Here is a 20,927-nt window from a genome sequence, read left to right on the forward strand (position 1 = left end):
TGTTTGATAGTGGAGCAACGACACTGGCGGTAACAACGGCGGGCTTTTACGCGGAGGGGTTTCCTCGTGCCATTGCGTCACGCAATTGGCAAGGGCACGCTGTAATTTGAGAAGCGGATCTAATCCTGTGTGCATGGTAATGCTCCTAAACATAATGAATCACAGCTGTCTAGTGGGCACTCGCTGTTTTTGGTTCCACTTATGCCTAATCACAACGGCGACTTCATGCGCCCGAAAAAACCTTCCATCTGTATTTTGACGCTCGCCTGACCCACTGTTAGTGTCCGGCTCCCCCCTCAACGGAGTGCGCTCGATGAAACTGGATATCTATCAAGTCGACGCTTTCAGCCAAACCGTCTTCGGCGGCAACCCGGCGGCGGTCTGCCCGCTGACCGAGTGGCTGAGCGATGAGCAACTGCAGAACATTGCAGCGGAAAACAATCTCTCCGAAACCGCCTACTTCGTCCCTCGTGAGGGGTTCTATGAGTTGCGCTGGTTTACCCCGCAAGTCGAAGTGGACCTGTGTGGCCATGCCACGCTCGCGGCGGCGTGGGTGCTGATCCATCAGATGGCGGATGCGCCAGACGTGTTGCGCTTTGCTACCCGTAGCGGCGAGCTACGGGTAACGCGTCAGGGCGATGAACTGGCGATGGACTTCCCCGCCAAGCAACCTCAAGGCTGCGAACCGCCCGCGGGCATGTTGAGCGCGCTGGGCATTGAACAGGCCGAAGTGTTCAGCACCGATGACTACATCGTGCTGCTCGAAGACGAAGCCCAAGTTGCCGCATTGACGCCAGATTTCGCAGGCCTCAAGGGCCTGCCCAAGCGCGGGATTGCGGTAACGGCCAAAAGCACGCAGTTTGATTTTATCTCCCGTTGGTTCGGCCCGAATGTGGGCGTGAATGAAGACCCGGTTACCGGATCGGCCCACACGTCATTGGCGCCGTTCTGGGCCGAACGCTTGGGCACGGCGCAACTCACCGCAGAACAAGGCGGCAAGCGCCGTGGCCAATTGCGCTGCGAACTCAAGGGTGACCGCGTGATCATTTCCGGTCATGCGGTGCTCTACCTGCAAGGCACGATTTACCTGTAAAAAAGCAGTACCCCAAGGACAACAGATCATTCTCAAAATGAACGGAGTTCAGCGCGTGTTTTCGATTTCCCGCCGTCAATTGTCAGTGGTTGCCGCAGCCCTCGCCCTGGCAGCCTGCCACACGCCTGTCACCGAACAGCCGCCGGCACCGGAGCTGGGTTCGGGCTATCGCACCGGCCTCACGACCCAACACGCCGAGCGTCATATGGCCGCTGCCGCCAACCCCCTGGCGGCCGAGGCCGGACGCGACATGTTGCGCCTGGGCGGTTCGGCGATTGATGCAGCGATTGCGATGCAAGCGGTGTTGACCCTGGTGGAGCCGCAATCATCGGGCATCGGCGGGGGTGCATTTATCATGCTGTGGGACGGCAAAAACGTGCAGGCGTATGACGGCCGTGAAACCGCACCGGCCGGGGCAACCGAGCGGTTGTTCCTGAAGGCAGACGGCAAGCCGATGACCTTTCCCGAGGCGCAGATCGGTGGGCGCTCGGTCGGTACGCCTGGCGTCTTGCGTGCACTCGAAATGGCACACAAAAAGACCGGCCACCTGCCGTGGGCCAAGCTGTTCGAACCGGCGATCAGGCTGTCGGAACAGGGCTTCGCGATTTCTCCGCGCCTGCACAGTTTGATCGCGGCCGATCGCTACATCGCGCAATCGCCAGACATGGCGGCGTACTTCCTGAACGCCGATGGCACGCCGAAAGCCATCGGCACCGTGTTGAAAAACCCGGCACTGGCAGACGTGTTCAAGCGCATCGCCAAGGAAGGGCCGGATGCGCTGTACCACGGGCCGATTGCCGATGAGATCGCCCGCACAGTGCAGGGCAATCGTAATGCGGGCAGCCTGTCCCTGGCAGACCTGAAGGGCTACACCGCCAAGGAACGCACGCCACTGTGCACTGACTACAAACAATGGAAGGTGTGTGGGATGCCGCCGCCGTCATCGGGTGGGATCGCCATCGCGCAAATCCTCGGCACCTTGCAGGCGCTGGAAGCCCACGACCCAGGGCTGGCCATCGCAGCGATGCAACCGGTGAAAAGCCCATCGCACGACGGCCTTGAGCCGACACCCGAAGCCGTGCACCTGCTGGCTGAAGCCGGTCGCCTGGCCTTTGCTGATCGCGCGTTATACGTTGCCGACGCCGACTTTGTCCCGGTGCCGGTGGCAGGCCTTGTCGCACCGGACTACCTGGCCAGGCGCGCCACCTTGATCGGCGAGCGCAGCATGGGCATCGCCAAGCCAGGCTTGCCTGCGGGCATTCAGGTGGCTTACGCACCCGATCGCTCGCCGCTGCGCATCTCTACCTCGCAAGTGGTGGCAGTGGATGACCAGGGCGGCGCCGTGTCGATGACCACCACGGTGGAAGCGGCGTTTGGCTCGCATGTCATGGTCCAGGGCTTCTTGCTTAACAACCAGATGACCGACTTTTCGTTTATTCCCGAAGAAAATGGCCAGCCTGTTGCGAACCGTGTCGAGCCCGGCAAACGCCCGCGTTCGGCCATGGCGCCGACGCTGGTGTTCGACCGCAAAAGCGGCGAGTTACTGGCCACGGTCGGCTCGCCCGGCGGATCGCAGATCATCGAATACGTGAGCAAGTCCCTGGTCGCGATGCTTGACTGGAAGCTCGACCCGCAAACCGCCATCAGCCTGCCCAACTTTGGCAGCCGCAACGGTGCGACCGAGCTGGAAGCCGGTATGTTCAGCCCCGCATTGAAACAGGCGCTCAAGGAGAAGGGCCATGCAGTGAGCGAGATCGATATGACCAGCGGCATCCAGGCCATCGTTCGCACGCGGGATGCCCAGGGCAAGGTGTCACTGAACGGCGGCGCCGACCCACGGCGCGAAGGCCAGGCGGTCGGCGACTGAACATTTCAATCAACGGAGAAAGCGCCTGTGCAGCAGGCAGATAATCTCGACACCATCCCGGGTGTAGCCCACGGTTTTTGTTCGATCAATGATCCGCTGCGCCCGGCAGAGGTGTTCATCTGCAAGCAGGTGCACAGTGCGTCGGTGATTGAATGGCAAGCCGAGCAGGTGACCAACACCGTGGAGGCGGATGGCGTGTACACGGGTGAGCATCAGCCAATCGCCGTGATCACTGCCGATTGCTTGCCCCTTCTGATTGCCTCGGAAAATGGCGAGAAGGTGGCGGCCGTGCATGGTGGCTGGAAGGGGCTGCAAGGCGGAATTATCGCCAATGCCGTGAAACGTTTTGCCGATGAAGGGATTAACGTCGACCAATTGCGAGTCGCGATCGGACCGGCGATCAAACCTTGCTGTTATGAGGTGAGCGAGGCGTTTGTCGCCCAACTTCAGGCTGACCAGGGGCACTTGTGGCACAGCGCTCAGGCGCCTTGGAGCACCGTGCAGCCTGCACCGCTGTTGCCACCACAGATCGCGCCGCCGCAAGCCAGGCAAGCGGGAAGCGCGTGGTTTGATTTGAGTGGGTATGGAGGAATGTTGCTGCAAGCGGCAGGCGTTCGACCAGAGCAGATCGAGGTGAGTGAGGTATGTACTTACTGCACCTCACCCACGTTTGCGAGCTATCGCCGCAGGACACATCACCCGGAGGAGGCGAAGACGTTGATCTATTCGTGGATTGCTCCCTCGCCGCAAACCGCTGGCCTCACCGACTGATCTTCAGCCCCTTACGCCCCGCATGCCGCTCCAACGCCAGCTCAATCAACCGGCTCACCAGCTCGCTGTAACTCATCCCCGCCGCCTGCCACAACTTGGGGTACATGCTGATGCGGGTGAAGCCGGGCAGTGAGTTGATTTCGTTGATCAACACTTCGCCGGCATCGGTGAGGAACACGTCGACCCGCGCCAGGCCGGAACAGCCCAGCACCTCAAACGCCTCAATGGCCAGCCCGCGAATGCGCTCGCTGGCTTCGTGGCTGATATCGGCCGGTACCACCACTTTGGCAGCCTGGTCGTCGATGTATTTGCTGTCATAGGAATAGAAACCGTTGCTCACCACGATTTCGCCACAACCACTGGCAATAGGATGTTCGTTGCCCAGCACGGCGCATTCGATTTCACGGCCTTGGACGGCGGATTCAACCAGCACTTTTTCATCAAAGCCCAGGGCCAATTCGACGCCAGCCTGGTATTCGGCCTCGTCGCCGACCTTGCTCACACCCACCGAGGAGCCTTGATTGGCGGGCTTGACGAACATCGGCAAGCCGAGCTTGCTCACCGCCGTCTCAAAGGACGTACGCGACGCATTGCTCCGTGTCAGGGTGATGAACGGCGTAACGGCAATCCCGGCATCGCGCAGCAGGCGCTTGCTGATGTCCTTGTCCATGCACACCGCCGAAGCGAGTACATCCGAGCCGACGAAAGGCAGGTCAGCCATGCGCAACAGGCCTTGCAGGCAACCGTCTTCGCCGAGGGTGCCGTGGACAATAGGGAAGATCACATCGACATGTTCCAGCAGGCCGGTGCCAGAGGTCTCCACCAGTTGCTGGCTGGCCTTGCCGGGCACTACAGCCAGTTCGCGGTTGGACTGGTTCAGGGCAATCAGGGCCGGGTTTTCCTGGTTGAGCAAGAAGTTCGACGTATCGTTGAGGTGCCAGTGGCCGGCCTTGTCGATGCCGATCAGCACCGGCTCGAAACGTGAGCGATCCAGCGCATCGACGATATTGCGCGCCGATTGCAATGAGACTTCGTGCTCGGCCGAACGGCCACCAAAAATAATACCTACCCGCACCTTGCTCATGACCCTGCCTCACTGTTGAAAGTAAGGCTTCTTACCACGTGCGGTCAGCGATTCGCCACCAGATGCGCGCCAAACAACAGGTAGCAGCCGCCGGCAAAGCGGTCGAGCCACTTACGCGAGCGGCTGTACACGTTAGCCATACGCTCGCTGGAAAACACCAAGGCCACGCAGGAATACCAACTGAACGACAAGGTCGCCATGGTGATCACCGCCAGCGTCAACAGCATCGGCGATGGCGAAGGCGGCATGGTCGAGGCGAAGATGGTGGCCACAAACAGTGCGGCCTTCGGGTTGGACAGATTACCCAGCAACCCCAGGCGCCATGCAGAGAACAGCGAACGACGCGCCTCAGCCGGCAGCACGTTCTGGCTCATGCTCGGTGCCGAGCGCTTGAAGAGTTTCAAGCCAAGGTAAATCAGATAGCAGCCGCCGATGATCTTGAACGCCATGTACAGCATCGGCGCGGCGGTAAACAGCGACTTGATGCCCAGGCCTCCCGCCAACCCCCACATGATGGTGCCCGTCGCCACACCGGCGGACGCCACCACACCATGGCGGCGCGAACAACTGGCGGCCAATTGCGCGGTGTTGAAGAAGTTAGGCCCCGGCGTCACCACCGCGACAGTCCAGAGCAGCGCCAGCGACAACAACGGAGCAGCGTACGGCAGGTGGGTGAGCAGCATCGAATGATCCTTCTTCGCGGTGTGGACAAGCCCCTACGGGTCGGCAGCCGGCTCTGCCATATGTACAAGCAAATCACCGGGCTGGCAATCCAGATAGGCGCAGATGGCATCCAGCTTGCACAATCGTTCAAGACCCGACAGACAAGCCGCCGCAGACTGGGTTAACGTGTTTCCACCTCTTTTTTGTGACCACTCACCATGGGCAAACCCTCCGTCACCCTCGATTGGCTACACCGCGCCCCGCACGCCAGTGGCCTGGACCGTATCGAGGCGTACTTCGCCGGCTTTGCCTTTGACCCGCATCGCCACGACACCTACGCCATCGGGCGTACGTTGACTGGCGTGCAAAGCTTTCACTATCGCGGCGCCATGATCCACAGCCTGCCTGGCACGACCATGGTGCTTCACCCCGATGAGACCCATGACGGTCACGCCGGCAGTGACGAAGGTTTCAAATACCGGATGATTTACATCGAGCCATCGCTGATCCAGCAGATTCTCGGTGGCAAGCCGTTGCCCTTTATCCCCAGTGGTTTATCCACAGACCCAAGGCTGTTCCGCGCCAGCGAAGTGCTGCTGCAAAACCTGGATAACCCCATCGACCCGTTGCAGGAGCAGGACGCCCTGTTCGATTTGGCCCATGCGCTGAACAACCTCTCGGGCGTTATCGTCAGCCGCAAGACCTTCGATTACCTCGCCGCCGAGCGCGCCCGGGAGTTTATCCACAGCGCCTTGGGCCGCAGCATCACCCTGGATGAAATGGCCGAACACGCCGGCCGGGACCGCTGGGCGCTATCGCGGGATTTTCGCCTGTTGTTCGGCACCAGCCCCTACCGCTACCTGACCATGCGTCGGCTGGACCTGGTGCGCAGCCTGTTGACCCAGGGCCAGTCGCTGGTAGACGCGGCGTTGACCGCGGGGTTCACCGACCAGAGCCACATGACCCGGCAATTTCGCAGCACCTACGGCATGCCACCGTCGCGTTGGGTGAAGATGCTCGGGCGCTGAAACCCCGATTTGAAATGCAACCCGCTCCCACATTTTGATTTATGTTGCGTCCAAAAACGTGGTCGCCCCAGGGCTGCTTTCTCTCAAGCGCAGCGCCAACACCGCCCCCGCCAGCGCAATCGCCGCACTCCACCACAACGCCAGCTCAATCCCTCCCGCACTCGCCACCGACACCAATACCGCCAACCCCAGCGCCCCGCCGATCTGCTGGCTGGTGGACGCCATCCCCGCTGCCACGCCCTGCTCACCCGGCCGGATACCCAGACCCGCCGCTACCCACATCGCGGTCCAAGTCATGCCCTGGCCGATGCTCAAGATGAAAATCCCTGGCAGCAGCGACCAGAACCCCACACCGGTCGGCAACGCCCAGCACACCAGCGCGATTCCGACCGCGCCGGCCAGCTGCCCAATGACCAACGTATTACGCAACCCAATCCTGGCCAACGAGCGCTCCGCCAGCCAGATGCCGAACGTGCACACCAACGTCGCCGGCAAAAATGCCAACCCCGCCTGCAACACGCTGTAGCCGTAGACTTGCTGGTAATACAACGCCAGAAAGTAGTACTGCACACCAAAACTGCTCATGAACACCGCCGTCAGCGCCATCGCCATGCGCAGCTCACGGTAGGCCAACAAACGCAGCGGCATCAGCGGGTCGCGGCCGCGATGTTCGATCCAGGTGAACAGCCCGAGCAGGGCCACCGCCAACGCCAGGCAACCGAGGGTGGACGTTGCTGCCCAACCCCACTCCGGACCTTGTACCAACGAGAACACCAGCAAAGTACCGCCGACGGTCACGGTCAACGCGCCGCTGATATCAAAGTTGCGCCCCCGCGCACGCTCACCATCGGCGGGTATCCAGTAACGCGCCGCCCAGGCGCAGCCACCGGCCAAAGGCACATTCACCAAGAACACTGCTTCCCAGCCCCACACCTGGGTCAGTACACCACCGAGCAACGCGCCCAGCGCCAGGCCCGCCGCCGACGCCGCACTCCACACGGCGAACGCACGGTTGCGTGCTGGCCCTTCGGCGTAGTGGGTATTGATCAGCGCCAAGGTGGCCGGGAACAACATCGCGCCACCCACGCCCTGCACCGCTCGCGCCAGCACCAGCAATACCGCGCTGCCGCCGAGCACGGCCGCCAGGGAAGCCAATGCGTAGAGTGACTGCCCCACCCGGTACAAGCGGCGCTTGCCGAGCAAGTCCGTGGCCCTGCCGCCCAGCAGCAGGAAACCGCCAAACGCCACGCTGTAGGCGCTCACCACCCATTGCAATTGCTGGGCGGAGAAATCCAGGTGCGTGCCGATCTGCGGCAACGCGACAAACACAATGGTGGCATCCAGCGCGATGATCAGTTGCGCCGTGGCCAGCAACGTCAGCATCCAGCCTGAGGGTCGAGAGGAAGGCATCACAGCGTCCTGTCCGGAATGAGAGGTCGTCAGTGTCTTTCATGCCGGATAGATGATAAATAGCGCTATCACTCTTTCAGTAATGACTTTAATCATGGATCTGAACGCCGTTCGCTTGCTGGTCCGCGTGGCCGAAACCCGCAGTTTCACGCGCGCGGCCAGCGACCTGGGTCTAACTCAATCCGGCTTGTCCCGCGCCATTTCGCGCCTGGAAAACGAACTGGGCGTGCGCCTGCTGCAACGCAACACGCGCAGCGTCAGCCTCACCCCCGACGGGCAGATGTTGTACGAGCGCAGCGCGCCGTTACTGGCGGAATTGGCTGAAGCCGAGAAGCTGATGCTCGACCGGCGCAGCAGCCCTTCGGGCCTGTTAAAGATCAGTACGCCGTCGTTGTTCGGGCGCAAAGTGGTGATGCCGGTCATCGGCGAATTGACCTTGCGTTACCCCGAGTTGCGTATCGAAGCGGTGATGACTGACCGTCTGGTGGACATCATCGACGAAGGCTTCGATGCGTTGCTGCGTACCGGCGAGATCCAGGACCAACGCCTGATCGCCCGCGCCCTGCCGCCATTACGCTGGGTCACGGTCGCCGCCCCCGCCTACCTAGCGCGCTTTGGCACTCCGCAAAGCGTTGATGATCTCAAGGACCACCACTGCCTCACCGTGCGCAATTTGCGCAGCGGGCGCATGGTGGATTGGCAATTCATGATCGAGGGCAAGGTGCGGGACGTGAGCGTCGAAGGACGGCTGATCTTTGATATCGGCGATGCCTTGGTCGACGGTGCCGTGGGCGGTTTCGGCATCGCCCAGGTGATGGATTTTGCCGTGCGCGACGACCTCGCAGCCGGGCGCCTGGTGCGTATCTTGGAAGACGTTGCCGGACGCAGTCGGGCGATCTCGCTGGTCTATCCGCCGTCGCGGCAATATTCACCGAAGCTGATGGCGTTTGCCGAAGCGCTGGCAAACGCACGCTGGTAAGGCTTAGAGCTGGCGCCCATCAATCGGCTGGCCGATGGTGAGGAAATGCCCGCCCGCCACATGGTGCAACGTGCGCAGTTCATCATGCCCTTCGAAGTGCCACCGGCCGTCGCTGAACACGCGGTCGTCGGCATAGGCCGCGACGACTTCACCCAGGAAAAGATCGTAAGTCTGCTGATTGTGAGGCTCGGGCAGCAGGCGGCATTCCAGCCACGCCACGCAGCCTTCCAGCAGCGGCGCTTCGGTGTGTTCACCCTTGAACGCTTGCACACCGTAAGCAGCAAACTTGTCAGTCTCGGAGCCGGTGGTGTTGCCGACCGTCTGCACGAGATCCGCCTGCGCCGCGCAAGGCACCTGAAGCACAAAGGTGCCGGCGCCTTCCAGCAGTTGGCGGGTCCATGTTGCCTTGTCCAACACCACGGCGACTTTCGGCGGCTCAAAATCCAGCGGCATCGCCCAAGCGGCGGCCATGATATTGCGCTGGCCGTTGTGTGCGGCGCTCACCAACACGGTCGGGCCGTGGTTGAGCAAACGGTAGGCCTTGGACAGCGGAACGGGGCGACAGTGGGTAGGGCTCATGGAAGGTCGACTCTTCATGCAAGAAAGCACCTACGATACCTGAAGCCCTACGCTCAACTCGACAGTGGGTTGGCGAACGGCTCCACTGCGCTGACCACTTCCTGCGCGCCGTCCTGGCGTTTCCACGATCACCGTGCCTGCCTCGGCCGCCAGGGCCAGGCCGTGCTCGACTTGCAGGCGGCCACCGGTCATCAGGGTGACCGCATCGCGAGCCTTGTCCTGGTTCTGACGCAAGGCGCGCATCAGCTTCCCGTTAAATTCAACGCACCAAAGCGGCTCATGAATGCTACGCGGCAGTTCTATCAGGTATGCTTTTCAAGCAGAAACAAAAAGAAACAATTTAGCCAGTCTGCTCGATAAGGAGTCCCGTTTTGGAGTTATCGACCGCCGCGTGGATGGTTCACGACACCCGTCTTATGCTCTGCGTACTGCTGGCCATCGCCAGCATCATCGTGCTGATCAGCGCGACCAAACTGCCGCCATTTCTGTCGATCCTGATCGGCACCTTTATCGCCGGCGTCGGCGCTGGCCTGCCGCCGGAAGAAGTGGCCAAGGCATTCAGCAAAGGCGCTGGGGCGATCCTGGGTGAAGCCGGGATCATCATTGCCCTGGGCTCGATGCTTGGCGCATTGATGGCGGAATCCGGTGCGGCCGACCGCATCGCCACTACCCTGCTCGGGCTGGGCAAGGGCAAGTCATTGCCTTGGGTGATGGCGCTGGTGGCCATGGTGATCGGCCTGCCACTGTTCTTCGAAGTGGGCCTGGTGATGATGGTGCCGATCATCTTTGTGATGGCTAAGCGTTCGAACCAGCCCCTGCTGAAAATCGCCATTCCCGCCTTGGCCGGCATGACCACCCTGCACGCCCTGATGCCACCGCATCCGGGACCACTGATTGCGGTGGGCGCGCTGCACGCCGACCTGGGCCTGACCATGTTGCTGGGCTTCTGCCTGGCGGTGCCGGCAGTGATTCTTGCTGGCCCGATCTATGGCAACTGGCTGTCCAAGCGCCTGCACGTGGATGAGCCGGCCGACATCGGGGCACTGTTCAGCGCACCGCCCAAGGCGCCGCGGCAGCCGAGCTTTGGTGTGTCGTTGCTGATCATTCTGTTGCCGGTGATCCTGATGCTGGGCAGCACCTTGGCCAAGGTCGCCCTGCCGGCCGAAAGCACCGTCGGCCTGACCTTGAAGTTCCTCGGTGAACCGCTGATCGCCCTCGGCCTGGCCGTGATCGCCGCCGTGATCTGCCTGGGCTGGGCCGCCGGCATGCCGCGTGCGGAAGTCGGCAATACCCTGCGCAAAGCCCTCGCGCCCATCGCCGTGTTGCTGCTGACCATCGGCGCCGGCGGTGGCCTCAAGCAAACCCTGCTGGACGCTGGCGTAAGCCAGACCATCAGCAAGGTCGCCGAAGGTGCGCACATGCCGTACCTGTTGCTGGCTTGGTTGATCGCCGTGGCGTTGCGCCAAGCCACTGGCTCGGCGACTGTCGCCACCACCACGACTGCGGGCATTCTCGCGCCGATGATGGCGGGGTTGGCAGCGACGCAAAGCTCGTTGGTGGCGCTGGCGATTGGTGCGGGCTCGGTGTTCTTCTGCCACGTCAACGACGCAGGGTTCTGGATGGTGCGTGAGTATTTTGGCTTGCAGTTGAAGCAGACGATTTGGGTGTGGTCGGTGTTGCAGACGATTGTGTCCGTCGTCGGCCTGGTGGGTACGTTGCTGTTCTGGCACTTCCTGACCTGATAACTAGGCGGCCAAGGTGTGGCGCCTGCCAAACAGCGCCACACTCAACACCCCCACCGCGCCCATCACCACGCAATACCCCACGCAAATCCACGGGCTGGCCGGCATCAATGCAATCAGCAATAACGGCGTGGTACTCGCCCACAGCGCATACGCAATGTTGTAGGTAAAGGAAATCCCCGACACCCGCACCGGCGCCGGGAACAACCCGACCATCACCGATGGCACCGCGCCCACCACTCCGCAACTCAAGCCCGCCACGGCATAGGCCGCACCTAACCAGATGCCGCCGTTGATCAGGCTCGCGTACAGAACCGCAATCCCCGCTGGCAGCAACAGGCTGTAGACCAGCACGGCACGCCAGGCGCCGATGCGGTCTACGAGCAAGCCCGCCAATACGCAGCCAATGTTGAGGAAGACGATGCCCAAGGCACTCAAGGCGAAGGTGTGGCTGGGGCTCATGCCGAAGGTTTTTTGCATCATGGTTGGGGTGATGACCACGAGGACGACCACGGCTGACGTCAGGACGCAGGTGAGGATCATCGCCGGCAGCAACACGGCGCGGTGGTCGCGCAATACAGTGCGCAGCGGCATCTCGGCGGCGGCTAGGCGGCGAGCCTGCATTTCGAGGAACACTGGGGTTTCGCTGAGCCAGCGACGCAGCCATACGCCGATCACACCGAATACGCCGCCGAGCAGGAACGGGAAGCGCCAGGCGTAATCGAGGATTTCAGCCGGGGTGAAGACTTGTGCCAGCAATGTGGCAGTGAGTGCGCCAAGCAGGTAGCCGAAGGTCAGGCCGGCTTGCAGGAAACCCAGGGCGTAGCCACGATGATGGGGCGGCGCGTGTTCGGCAACGAAGGTCCAGGCGCTAGGGACTTCACCGCCCACCGCTGCGCCTTGCAGCACGCGCAGCGCCAGCAGGATCAAGGGTGCGAAATAGCCGATTTGCGCGTAGGTCGGCATGATCCCGATCAGCAGGCAGGGCAAGGCCATCATCAGGATGCTCAGGCTGAACACGCGCTTGCGTCCCAGGTGATCGGCGAAATGGGCCATCAGGATGCCGCCCAACGGGCGCGCAAGGTAACCCGTGACGAAGATGCCGAAGCTTTGCAGCAGGCGCAGCCACTCGGGCATTTCCGGGGGGAAGAACAGCTGGCTCAAGGTCAGCGCAAAAAAAACGAAGATGATGAAATCGTAGATTTCCAGGGCACCGCCCAGGGCGGCCAGGCCCAGGGTTTTGTAGTCGGAGCGGGAAAAACGCTGCGCCTGTGAGGAAAAGGTGGCAGTCATGTGAAGGCTCGGCAGACAAACAAAATGGCGTGCAGGTTATGAGCTGAGTCCAATGATGGCAATCGCGACAGATATATTTGTTTTCCTCATGGATCGATGAAGATAACTGCATTCCCATATCAATGACCGTAGCGGAACATGCCGGAAAACTGCCGCCCCCCCTAATAAATACAAGAGGAATGCCCCGTGGCCGATGCTATCGAAGAAAGCCGCTATGCCCGATTTGCCCTGCGCTGTTCCAACTTCGCCGAACGCTGGTTTCCAGACTCCTGGGTGTTTGCCGCCCTCGCCGTGATCATTGTCGCCGTGGCGGCCCTGGGCATGGGCGCCGCGCCGACCGATGCTGCCAAAGCCTTTGGTGATGGGTTCTGGAGCCTGATCCCCTTTACGATGCAGATGGCCTTTGTAGTGATCGGTGGTTATGTGGTGGCCAGCTCGCCGCCTGCGGTAAAACTGATCGACCGCCTGGCGCGTATCCCCAAGAACGGTCGCTCGGCCGTGGCCTGGGTGGCGTTGATCTCGATGGTCGCCTCATTGTTGAACTGGGGCTTGTCCCTGGTGTTTGGTGGGTTGCTGGTGCGGGCGTTGGCGCGTCGTACCGATTTGCGCATGGATTATCGCGCGGCCGGTGCTGCGGCTTACTTGGGGCTCGGTGCCGTGTGGGCGTTGGGGCTGTCGTCGTCGGCCGCGCAGTTGCAGGCCAACCCGGCGAGCCTGCCGCCGTCGATTCTGTCGATTACCGGGGTGATTCCGTTTACGGACACCATCTTCCTGTGGCAATCCGGCGTGCTGTTGCTGGCGCTGATCGTGGTGTCGCTGATCATCGCCTACGCCACTGCGCCCGGTCCGAACAGCGCGCGCGATGCCAAGGCCTGCGGCGTCGACCCGGCGTTCAATCTGCCGAAGCTACAAGCACCGACCCGACCGGGCGAATGGCTGGAACACAGCCCGTTGCTGACTATCCTGTTGGCGTTGCTGGCTGCCGGCTGGCTGTTCCATGAGTTCTCGACCAAGCCGGCGATCAGCGCCATCTCGGGGCTGAACACCTATAACTTCCTGTTCATCATGGTTGGCGCCCTGCTGCACTGGCGCCCGCGCAGCTTCCTCGATGCAGTGGCCCGTGCGGTGCCGACCACCACCGGTGTACTGATCCAGTTCCCGCTGTACGGCTCGATCGCGGCACTGATGACCGTGGTCAAAGGCGGCGACGGCCAGACGCTGGCACACCATATCTCGACCTTCTTCACCTCCATCGCCTCCCATGACACCTACGCGCTGCTGATGGGCGTGTACTCGGCGGTGCTGGGCTTCTTTATCCCGTCAGGCGGTGGCAAGTGGATCATCGAAGCGCCCTATGTGATGCAAGTGGCCAATGACCTGCAGTACCACTTGGGCTGGGCGGTGCAGATTTATAACGCCGCTGAAGCGTTGCCGAACCTGATCAACCCGTTCTACATGCTGCCGCTGCTGGGGGTATTGGGGTTGAAGGCGCGGGATTTGATCGGCTTTTCGTTCGTGCAGTTGCTGGTGCACACGCCGCTGGTGTTGTTCCTGTTGTGGGCGTTGGGGAAGACGTTGAAGTATTTGCCGCCGGTGATGCCTTAACGACAGCGGTCAGCTTGTCGATTGAGGCCTGTTTCTGATGAATCGCGTGGGGTTGTCCCACCCCACGCGATGGCAATACCTGACTCCTCCCGCCAACCTCTTTGATTAACCTGACTCGGATTCCCACTCACAAAACACCAAGGAAAATCCGATGACGCCCCTATCCAAATCGCTGGAAGAGTTGATCACTGATATTTATAAGGATGACAACGTTTCGGTCACGGAGTACCGCGCTTTGCGTGACGATGCCGACCGTCGTATGGCGACCGTTATCAAGGAGTTTGGCCTGCATAACAACGTCACAGCCTTCCAGAAATCGATCGACGTGGCGATGCAGCTGTTGCAGACCACTGTTATCGATTCGAAAAAAGCCAAGCTGACTGACACGGGCGAGGCCATCGTCAAGGATGCGCTGACGGCGCAGGTAGAGTACTTGCGAGCCGGCAGCCAGTTGGCATTGCGCCTGTTGTGAGCCTCTGACTCCATAATTGTCTTCGTTCCGTCATATTGCATTGCTACCGTCCTGGCGAAATATCTTGCAACAACTCGCCAGGGATTCCCCGCTATGAGTGACGATCACGAAGACCACCCTTCCGCCGATTCCGTAGCCCAGCCGCCGGTAGACACCAGCCGCCGGCGCTTCCTGGGGGGTGCGGCGGTGTTGGGGGTTGGCGCCACCTTGAGTGCCTGCGGCAACACCAGCGAAGCGCCAGGCAAACCTGTGACGCGGCCGCTCACGCCGCAGGAGCTCGACAAAGCGCTGCGTGATCAGGTGAAAACCGTGGTGGTCATCTACGCAGAGAATCGCAGCTTCAACAATTTGTTTGCCGATTTCCCCGGGGTGGAGAAACCGCTGTCGGCACTTTCTGCCGCCGACACCCAGCAACGCGACCGCGACGGCAGCGTACTGAGCACGCTGCCCCCGGTTTGGGGTGGCGTATTGCAAGTGGGCCCGCAGACTGTAGATGGGGTGACCTACCCCAGCGACGTGCAATTCCAGGAAAACCTGCCTAACGCGCCATTTGCTCTTAAGGGCCCCAACGCTGAAGACTTGCCCTTGAGCCTGGTGACCCGCGACTTGTGGCATGTGTTTTATCAAAACCAGATGCAGATCAACGGCGGCAAGAACGATAACTTCGTCGCCTGGGCGGACTCCGGCGGCTTGGTGATGGGCCACTACGCCCAGACCCGTTATTCGCTACGCCTGTGGGACGTGGCCAAGGCGTTTGTGCTCTGCGATAACTTTTTCCAGGGGGCTTTCGGTGGCTCGTTCCTCAACCACCAGTATCTGGTCAGCGCCACCGCGCCGTTTTACCCGAATGCGGCTCAATCGGTAGCCAAGGCGCAGATCGCCACGCTGCAAAGTGAAGATCCCACCGACCCGCGCCTCAAGCCGCTGGACAAGTCCCCGGCCAGCGCCATGACTGGCCCCCCGCAGTTCGGTCCCAGCGCCCTCACCCCGGATGGCTACGGCGTGAACACCCTGGCCCCGCCCTACTGGCCGACCTGGATTCGGGACCCGGAAAATCCGGATTACGCCAAGCCCGACCTGCCCAACGTGCTGGTGCCGCAAACCCACGAACACATCGGCGACAAGCTGTCGAAAAAGAACGTCGACTGGGCGTGGTACGCCGGCGCGTGGCAAGCGACGTTGGACCAGTTCAAGGATTCGGGCGGGATTCCGAAGATTCCGAACTTCCAGTATCACCACCAGCCGTTCAACTACTTCAAAAAACAAGGCCCCGAGAACCGCGCCGAACGTGACAAACGCCTGCGCGACGGTGGTTTGGGTGATGAGTCGAGCACCAACAGGTTCTTCGCCGACGCCCAAGCCGGCAAGCTGCCCGCCGTGACCTTCTACAAGCCTCAGGGCAACCTGAACATGCATGCGGGTTATGCCGACGTGGCCTCGGGCGACCGCCACATCGTCCGCGCCTTGAAAGTCCTGCAAGACAGCCCGCAGTGGAAAAATATGGTGGTGGTGGTGACCGTCGACGAAAACGGCGGCTGGTGGGACCACGTGGCTCCGCCCAAGGGCGACCGCTGGGGCCCTGGCACGCGGGTGCCGGCGCTCGTGGTGTCACCGTTCGCGCGCAAAGGCACGGTGGACCATACGGTGTACGACACGGCATCGATCCTGCGGTTGATCACCCGAGTGTTCCAGCTGGAGACCTTGGACGGCCTGAAGCAACGTGATGACGCGATGATCGCCCGCGGCCAAAAGCCGATGGGCGACTTGAGTAACGCTTTGCAATTCAGCCTGTAGGTTTTCGTATCCAATAACGACACATCGGGTGATTTAGCACGCGGTTTTCCTGGTCAGACGCTACTGTGTGGAGGTGGGCTTTCATCCCGCGCAGACGGGCTTTCGCTGACAAGGAAACAACCATGTTTAAACCGACCAGGCTGTCCTTCACCCTGGCCGCACTGATGGCGAGTGCGGTCGTACAGGCCGACATCGAGGTACCGCTGGGGAGCACGCAGCGTGTGACCCAACTGTTCGCCTACCCCAATAACTGCAATGTGATCTGTTTTCGGCCATGGACGCTGGAGCAGACCGCCGAGCATTATCTGAGCCAGAGCCTGCAACGGGATGGGTACAGCCGCGCTAAAGTCAGCGTCAAGACCCATGACGGGCAGGTAGCAGCGACGTTCAGTGGCGTCCCTGACAGTTATGGCCAACCCCTGACCACCCTGCTCAATACCGCCGACCTGGCCTATCAAGGCGCCAGCAAACTCAACAGTGACGGCAAGTGGGCCTACAACTGGTACCTGTTCCTGCCGCTGGGCATGGCCCTGGAAAATCGCAAAAGCATCGAGCTGCTGCACTTCCCGCCGGATTACTCGCTGACTCAGGCCCAGGATTACCTGGAATCGGCCACCACTGACCGTTGGGCAGCCCTGCTCGTCGACAATGGCATCCCGGCCACTGAAACACCGGCTTACCAGACCATCATCGACATCGCGCCCATCGCCGCGCCTTCCAACGCCGGCAAGGACCTGGAAGCCGTCTACAGCTACTTCACTGATTACCAGATGCGCATGGTCCAGGAACTGAGCCTGCCCGCCAAAGGGGCATTGCCGATGGTGGCGTTTGGCGCGCCCGTGCGCAGCTGGATCAAGCAGCAATACGGGCAGACCGTGGGTGTATTGGGCCTGGCGCAGATCAGCCCGGGGGCCGGCCAGACCGTGCCGGTGCTGGGCGCCAACCATCCGAGTTACATCTGGTATGCCGCAAGCCCGGACACCTACGAGGGCAACGAACAGAAAGCCGACGAGGCCGGCTTGAAGGTGATGGGCCAGGACTTGAGCGCCGCCTGCTGGCAGGCCGGAATGGGGCAGAAACCGGCGAGTGACCCGAATGTGATGCTTAAAGCGTGCATGAACACCTGGCAGGTCACGCGCAAGGAGCAGACGTGTGAGTTGTTCTACAGCTCGGTGCGCAACCTGCCCTCGGAGCAGGCAAACGCAAAATGCGCCACGCCCGCCATCAAGGCACAGTTGAAGCAGCTGAAGAACGCCGCCCCATCCCCCGCTATTGCAACCCCGGCGCTATAAGCTGCACAAAAACCAACCGATTTCTACTGTCAACAATGACAGTAGAAATCGGCGCCCTGTTCAGCGAGTCTTGAACCGCGTCCATCCGCTGCAAGACTGGTAGTCAGACACCACCTGCAGGTCGATGCAGCCTACCCGAGGAGAGTGATGAAAACTCTGACCATGGATAAGGCTAAAACCGTCGAGAGCGAATGCCTTTACCCCTTCAAGTCACACCTTGAGAAGGGCTACCCTTCTACCGCGCAGTTCGAGGTGGTGCAGGTGGCTAATGGCCTGAGCGCAGGGATCAAGGCGCTTGTCGACTTCAATAGCCGCGTGTGCATCGCCAAGATCTCCGGCTACGCGGTGGGCGAGCAACGCCCCTGTACCGTGCAATTGTCGCCGCGCGTCCACCTGTACGACTGCTGGTTCAGCGGGCTGTTTTCACCCTCCAGCGATCCGAACGTATGTGTCGACAAGCACTACCTTGAGGTCTGGTCCTTGCGTGAAATCCGTGCCGGTGAGCTGCTGACCATCGATCATGCCGAGACTAGACTTCACCCAACGGACGCAGACGATATTGCGGCGGCAGTTGCTCAAAGCCACTGATGGTCGTGTTCAAACTCTTCCAGCGACCATCCTTGATGCCGTAGATGCAACCATGGATCGACAGACTCTGCCCACGGTGCCAAGCGTTTTGCACAATGCTGGTGTGACCAACGTTGGCCACTTGCTGGATCACATTCAGCTCGCACATACGGTCCACACGTTCTTCTTCGGTCGGCAACTCGGCCAACACCTCACGGTTTTCGTAGTAGAGGTCGCGAATGGTGCGCAGCCAGCCGTCGATCAGGCCGAACTGCCGGTCCTGCATCGAAGCGCGCACGCCGCCGCAGCCATAGTGGCCGGTGACGAGGATGTGTTTGACCTTGAGCACGTCCACGGCGTACTGGATCACCGACAGGCAATTGAGGTCGGTGTGCAGCACCACATTGGCCACGTTGCGGTGCACAAACAGATCACCGGGCAGCATGCCGACGATCTCGTTGGCCGGTACGCGTGCATCGGAGCAGCCGATCCACAGGTATTCCGGGGTTTGCTGACGGGCGAGCTTGGCGAAGAATTCGGGATCTTCCTGTTTGATCGCGTCCGCCCAGCGTTCATTGTTATCAAGCAGGTCTTGTAGTTCGTTCATCAGGGAAAGCCTCAGGAATGTTGCGCAGTTTTGTGACTGACAACCTCGCTTGCGGGTCACGCCTAGCGCAAATTAGCTTGAATCTTTGGGGCGCACGGCCTGTCCACACACTATAAGCCCCACAGTATGAGGATTGGCCATGACTGAATCACGACGTCCCTACGGCGCTACACAGCCCGAACCGATTGATGATAACGAAGATCGCATGGGTTCTATGCGCGAGCTGGATTTTGACGAGCCCGATCAAACGGCTGAGATTGGCGATGAAATCCCGCCTCGCGAGCGCGAGCACCTGATACCTGACGAACGGGTACGTGAAGCAGGGATGACCGGAGCGTCCACCGACGATCATGAGTCAACGGATGACGACATGAGCCCGGAAACATTGATCCGCGAGGATGGTGCGCGGGATGCTCGAGAGGAAGGTGACGATAATCCGGCGGATTTCGACTTGAGCATCGTGGACGAGGATGAGATTGGCGGCGGGAATGGGTTGGATGAGGCCGAACTGGCCGACCTTGATCCCGTTGACGGCAATCGCTGAAACGCCACGGAGCTCACTGTAAAAACTGGCCCTGTGGGAGCTGGCTTGTGTGGGAGCTGGCTTGCCTGCGATTGCAACGCCGCGGTGTGGATGACGCACCGCGGCGCCTGCATCGCGGGCAAGCCCGGCTCCCACAGGAGCCTGTGTGGACACTGAGTTTTGTGTTCAGTCGATCAGGGTGCAGGCCATGACGACCGCATCCTCGCGCCCCCCCACAGCAGGGTAGTAATCCCGACGCCGTCCGATCTCGTTGAAGCCGTAGCGCTCATACAAGCGAAATGCGCCGGTATTGCTATCCCGCACTTCCAGGAAGCACTCACGCGCATTGGCGGCATAGGCACGGGACATCAAGTGCTCCAACAGCGCCAAACCCAGGCCACGGCCCTGGTTCTCCGGCTTGACGGTGATATTCAGCAAATGCGCTTCATCAAGGATGATCTGCACCACACCGTGCCCCACCTGCTGCTCACCTTCAAACATCAACCAGATCTGATACTTGCCCAGCCCGTCGAGAAAAATTCCGCGGGTCCAGGGGTGGCTGAAAGCCGCGTATTCAATTTTCAGCACGGCGTCGAGGTCGGCCTCGGTCATCGGGCGGAAGGATAAAGCCTCACTCATCGGTTGTTTTCCAGCGCGCCATCAGCCGGCGCATGGCTTGCCAGACATCAGCCTTACGCTGTGGCTCTTCCATTAATAATTCCAGGCCCGGCAGGGCCCACACCGAACCCAAGCCTTCGACTTGCAGTTCGCGGTACCAGGCCTCGGCGTTGGCTTCGCCGGCAAACCGCACGGCGGGCAGGCCGATCAGCCACAGGCATACACAGGGTTCGTCTTCCAGGCGCGCCGACACAAAGCCTTGCACAAAATCCCGCGCCGCTTCCGGGCCCTGGTCCATGGTGCCGCGCACCAGCAACGGCCAGCGCACCGGGTCGCCGACAATCTGTGGGCTATCGGGCAGGCCGGCGGCGCGCAGCATGTCCTTGAGCAGCATGTAGGCCGGGTCGCGGGTCTGGAAACGCTCGCCGGTCGGTAACTCGACCAGCAGCAGGCAACGCCCGGCCCGCAGCAATTGCAGGGCGAAGCGCGGTGGCGGCACCACCGGAGCCTTGGCCACCGGCGCGGCCTCTTCGACGACCACGGCTTTGACGACCGGCGATGGGCGCGGCACTTCGATCTTCGCCCGCTCGACCACGGGGCGCGCCTCGGGCACAGGCTTGACCACCGCAACCGGCGCGGCCGCCTCCTCGCCCGAAGACTCGAACGCCTCATAGGGCTCAAGCGCCTGCAACAGCTCAGGCCGCGACGGTGCGGCAAACGGCAGTTCGGTGCGGGGCAGCCAGTTGACCACCTGCATGGCGGTCAAGTAAGCGCGACGTCGGGACTCGATAAGCACAGCTCGGCCACTTGTGGATAACTAAAGAGCGGCGATTCTACCGCTGTTCGGTAACAATCGCCCACTGCACACTGACCGGCTGTGGATAAATCCCGCGTCCGATGCAGTACAATCGCGACTTTTAATCGCCAACCAGCCGGCCAT

The 20,927-nt window shown here is 61.2% G+C and carries 21 protein-coding genes and 1 pseudogene; 12 read left to right on the plus strand and 10 right to left on the minus strand.

What is annotated here, in order from left to right; genetic code table 11:
• The first annotated feature begins 313 nt into the window (after window positions 1-313).
• Genes BFP95_RS01780 through pgeF form a run of 3 tightly spaced genes read left to right on the plus strand, consistent with a single transcriptional unit; the run spans window position 314 to window position 3,731 of the window.
• On the plus strand, window positions 314-1,093 hold the full coding sequence (locus BFP95_RS01780; protein WP_065909091.1) for a PhzF family phenazine biosynthesis protein: 780 nt from the start codon (window positions 314-316) through the stop codon (window positions 1,091-1,093).
• A gap of 37 nt (window positions 1,094-1,130) precedes the next feature.
• Window positions 1,131-2,960 (plus strand): gamma-glutamyltransferase, encoded by a 1,830-nt coding sequence (ggt, locus tag BFP95_RS01785; RefSeq protein WP_065909094.1) that lies wholly within the window; start codon window positions 1,131-1,133, stop codon window positions 2,958-2,960.
• A gap of 27 nt (window positions 2,961-2,987) precedes the next feature.
• On the plus strand, window positions 2,988-3,731 hold the full coding sequence (pgeF, locus tag BFP95_RS01790) for a peptidoglycan editing factor PgeF (RefSeq protein ID WP_065879674.1): 744 nt from the start codon (window positions 2,988-2,990) through the stop codon (window positions 3,729-3,731).
• Here the strand turns inward: pgeF and ddlA are convergent.
• From ddlA to BFP95_RS30235, 3 genes are read right to left on the minus strand one after another with little or no spacing between them, the layout of a single operon-like run.
• Window positions 3,721-4,815 (minus strand): D-alanine--D-alanine ligase, encoded by a 1,095-nt coding sequence (gene ddlA / locus BFP95_RS01795; RefSeq protein ID WP_065875218.1) that lies wholly within the window; start codon window positions 4,813-4,815, stop codon window positions 3,721-3,723. The genes pgeF and ddlA overlap by 11 nt on opposite strands.
• A 44-nt stretch (window positions 4,816-4,859) precedes the next feature.
• Window positions 4,860-5,498 (minus strand): LysE family transporter, encoded by a 639-nt coding sequence (locus BFP95_RS01800; protein ID WP_065875219.1) that lies wholly within the window; start codon window positions 5,496-5,498, stop codon window positions 4,860-4,862.
• A gap of 33 nt (window positions 5,499-5,531) precedes the next feature.
• Entirely contained in the window at window positions 5,532-5,621 is a 90-nt protein-coding gene (locus tag BFP95_RS30235; RefSeq protein WP_225930676.1) for a helix-turn-helix domain-containing protein, read from the minus strand.
• Window positions 5,622-5,696: 75 nt separating this feature from the next.
• Here BFP95_RS30235 and BFP95_RS01805 point away from each other — a divergent pair, with 75 nt between their 5' ends.
• The gene (locus BFP95_RS01805; protein WP_065875220.1) at window positions 5,697-6,506 is read left to right on the plus strand and encodes an AraC family transcriptional regulator; all 810 of its coding nucleotides are present in this window, start codon (window positions 5,697-5,699) and stop codon (window positions 6,504-6,506) included.
• Window positions 6,507-6,545: 39 nt separating this feature from the next.
• Here the strand turns inward: BFP95_RS01805 and BFP95_RS01810 are convergent, their stop codons facing one another.
• Entirely contained in the window at window positions 6,546-7,889 is a 1,344-nt protein-coding gene (locus tag BFP95_RS01810) for an MFS transporter (protein WP_083224188.1), read from the minus strand.
• A 121-nt stretch (window positions 7,890-8,010) separates the two neighbouring features.
• Between BFP95_RS01810 and BFP95_RS01815 the strand changes: the two genes are divergently transcribed.
• Window positions 8,011-8,895: a LysR family transcriptional regulator gene (locus BFP95_RS01815; RefSeq protein WP_065875222.1), complete on the plus strand. Its 885-nt coding sequence runs from the start codon at window positions 8,011-8,013 to the stop codon at window positions 8,893-8,895.
• Window positions 8,896-8,898: 3 nt separating this feature from the next.
• Here the strand turns inward: BFP95_RS01815 and BFP95_RS01820 are convergent, their stop codons facing one another.
• Both BFP95_RS01820 and BFP95_RS01825 read right to left on the minus strand, forming a co-directional pair.
• Window positions 8,899-9,474, minus strand: coding sequence for a flavin reductase family protein (locus BFP95_RS01820; protein ID WP_065875223.1), 576 nt, complete (start codon window positions 9,472-9,474; stop codon window positions 8,899-8,901).
• Window positions 9,475-9,527: 53 nt separating this feature from the next.
• Window positions 9,528-9,708, minus strand: a pseudogene (locus BFP95_RS01825) (chemotaxis protein); the annotation flags it as partial.
• A gap of 137 nt (window positions 9,709-9,845) precedes the next feature.
• Between BFP95_RS01825 and BFP95_RS01830 the strand changes: the two are divergent.
• Window positions 9,846-11,216: a GntT/GntP/DsdX family permease gene (locus BFP95_RS01830; protein WP_065875225.1), complete on the plus strand. Its 1,371-nt coding sequence runs from the start codon at window positions 9,846-9,848 to the stop codon at window positions 11,214-11,216.
• Between the two features lie 3 nt (window positions 11,217-11,219).
• Here the strand turns inward: BFP95_RS01830 and BFP95_RS01835 are convergent, their stop codons facing one another.
• The gene (locus tag BFP95_RS01835) at window positions 11,220-12,509 is read right to left on the minus strand and encodes an MFS transporter (protein ID WP_065875226.1); all 1,290 of its coding nucleotides are present in this window, start codon (window positions 12,507-12,509) and stop codon (window positions 11,220-11,222) included.
• A gap of 186 nt (window positions 12,510-12,695) precedes the next feature.
• Here BFP95_RS01835 and BFP95_RS01840 point away from each other — a divergent pair, with 186 nt between their 5' ends.
• The 5 genes from BFP95_RS01840 (at window position 12,696) to BFP95_RS01860 (ending at window position 18,260) form a co-directional block, all read left to right on the plus strand.
• Window positions 12,696-14,114 (plus strand): short-chain fatty acid transporter, encoded by a 1,419-nt coding sequence (locus BFP95_RS01840; protein ID WP_065875227.1) that lies wholly within the window; start codon window positions 12,696-12,698, stop codon window positions 14,112-14,114.
• 151 nt (window positions 14,115-14,265) lie between these two features.
• Window positions 14,266-14,586 (plus strand): hypothetical protein, encoded by a 321-nt coding sequence (locus tag BFP95_RS01845; RefSeq protein ID WP_065875228.1) that lies wholly within the window; start codon window positions 14,266-14,268, stop codon window positions 14,584-14,586.
• A 93-nt stretch (window positions 14,587-14,679) separates the two neighbouring features.
• Window positions 14,680-16,380: an acid phosphatase gene (gene acpA, locus BFP95_RS01850; protein WP_065875229.1), complete on the plus strand. Its 1,701-nt coding sequence runs from the start codon at window positions 14,680-14,682 to the stop codon at window positions 16,378-16,380.
• Window positions 16,381-16,502: 122 nt separating this feature from the next.
• The gene (locus BFP95_RS01855) at window positions 16,503-17,672 is read left to right on the plus strand and encodes a hypothetical protein (protein WP_065875230.1); all 1,170 of its coding nucleotides are present in this window, start codon (window positions 16,503-16,505) and stop codon (window positions 17,670-17,672) included.
• 147 nt (window positions 17,673-17,819) lie between these two features.
• Window positions 17,820-18,260: a hypothetical protein gene (locus BFP95_RS01860; RefSeq protein WP_065875231.1), complete on the plus strand. Its 441-nt coding sequence runs from the start codon at window positions 17,820-17,822 to the stop codon at window positions 18,258-18,260.
• Here the strand turns inward: BFP95_RS01860 and can are convergent.
• A complete protein-coding gene (can, locus tag BFP95_RS01865) occupies window positions 18,202-18,846 on the minus strand; it encodes a carbonate dehydratase (protein WP_065879680.1) in 645 nt (214 codons plus the stop codon). The two genes, BFP95_RS01860 and can, sit on opposite strands and share 59 nt — an antisense overlap.
• 139 nt (window positions 18,847-18,985) lie before the next feature.
• Here can and BFP95_RS01870 point away from each other — a divergent pair, with 139 nt between their 5' ends.
• Window positions 18,986-19,390: a serine kinase/phosphatase gene (locus BFP95_RS01870; RefSeq protein ID WP_065890581.1), complete on the plus strand. Its 405-nt coding sequence runs from the start codon at window positions 18,986-18,988 to the stop codon at window positions 19,388-19,390.
• A 165-nt stretch (window positions 19,391-19,555) separates the two neighbouring features.
• Here BFP95_RS01870 and rimI read toward each other — a convergent pair whose 3' ends face one another.
• Both rimI and BFP95_RS01880 read right to left on the minus strand, forming a co-directional pair.
• Window positions 19,556-20,008, minus strand: a complete 453-nt coding sequence (gene rimI, locus BFP95_RS01875) for a ribosomal protein S18-alanine N-acetyltransferase (protein WP_049710157.1) — start codon at window positions 20,006-20,008, stop codon at window positions 19,556-19,558.
• A complete protein-coding gene (locus tag BFP95_RS01880) occupies window positions 20,001-20,744 on the minus strand; it encodes an energy transducer TonB (protein ID WP_065875234.1) in 744 nt (247 codons plus the stop codon). Before BFP95_RS01880 ends, rimI begins: the two co-directional genes overlap by 8 nt.
• Window positions 20,745-20,927: the final 183 nt, after the last annotated feature.

Origin of the sequence: Pseudomonas sp. 58 R 12 (genome assembly GCF_900005865.1) — a bacterium.
Taxonomy (GTDB): Bacteria; Pseudomonadota; Gammaproteobacteria; order Pseudomonadales; family Pseudomonadaceae; genus Aquipseudomonas; species Aquipseudomonas tritici.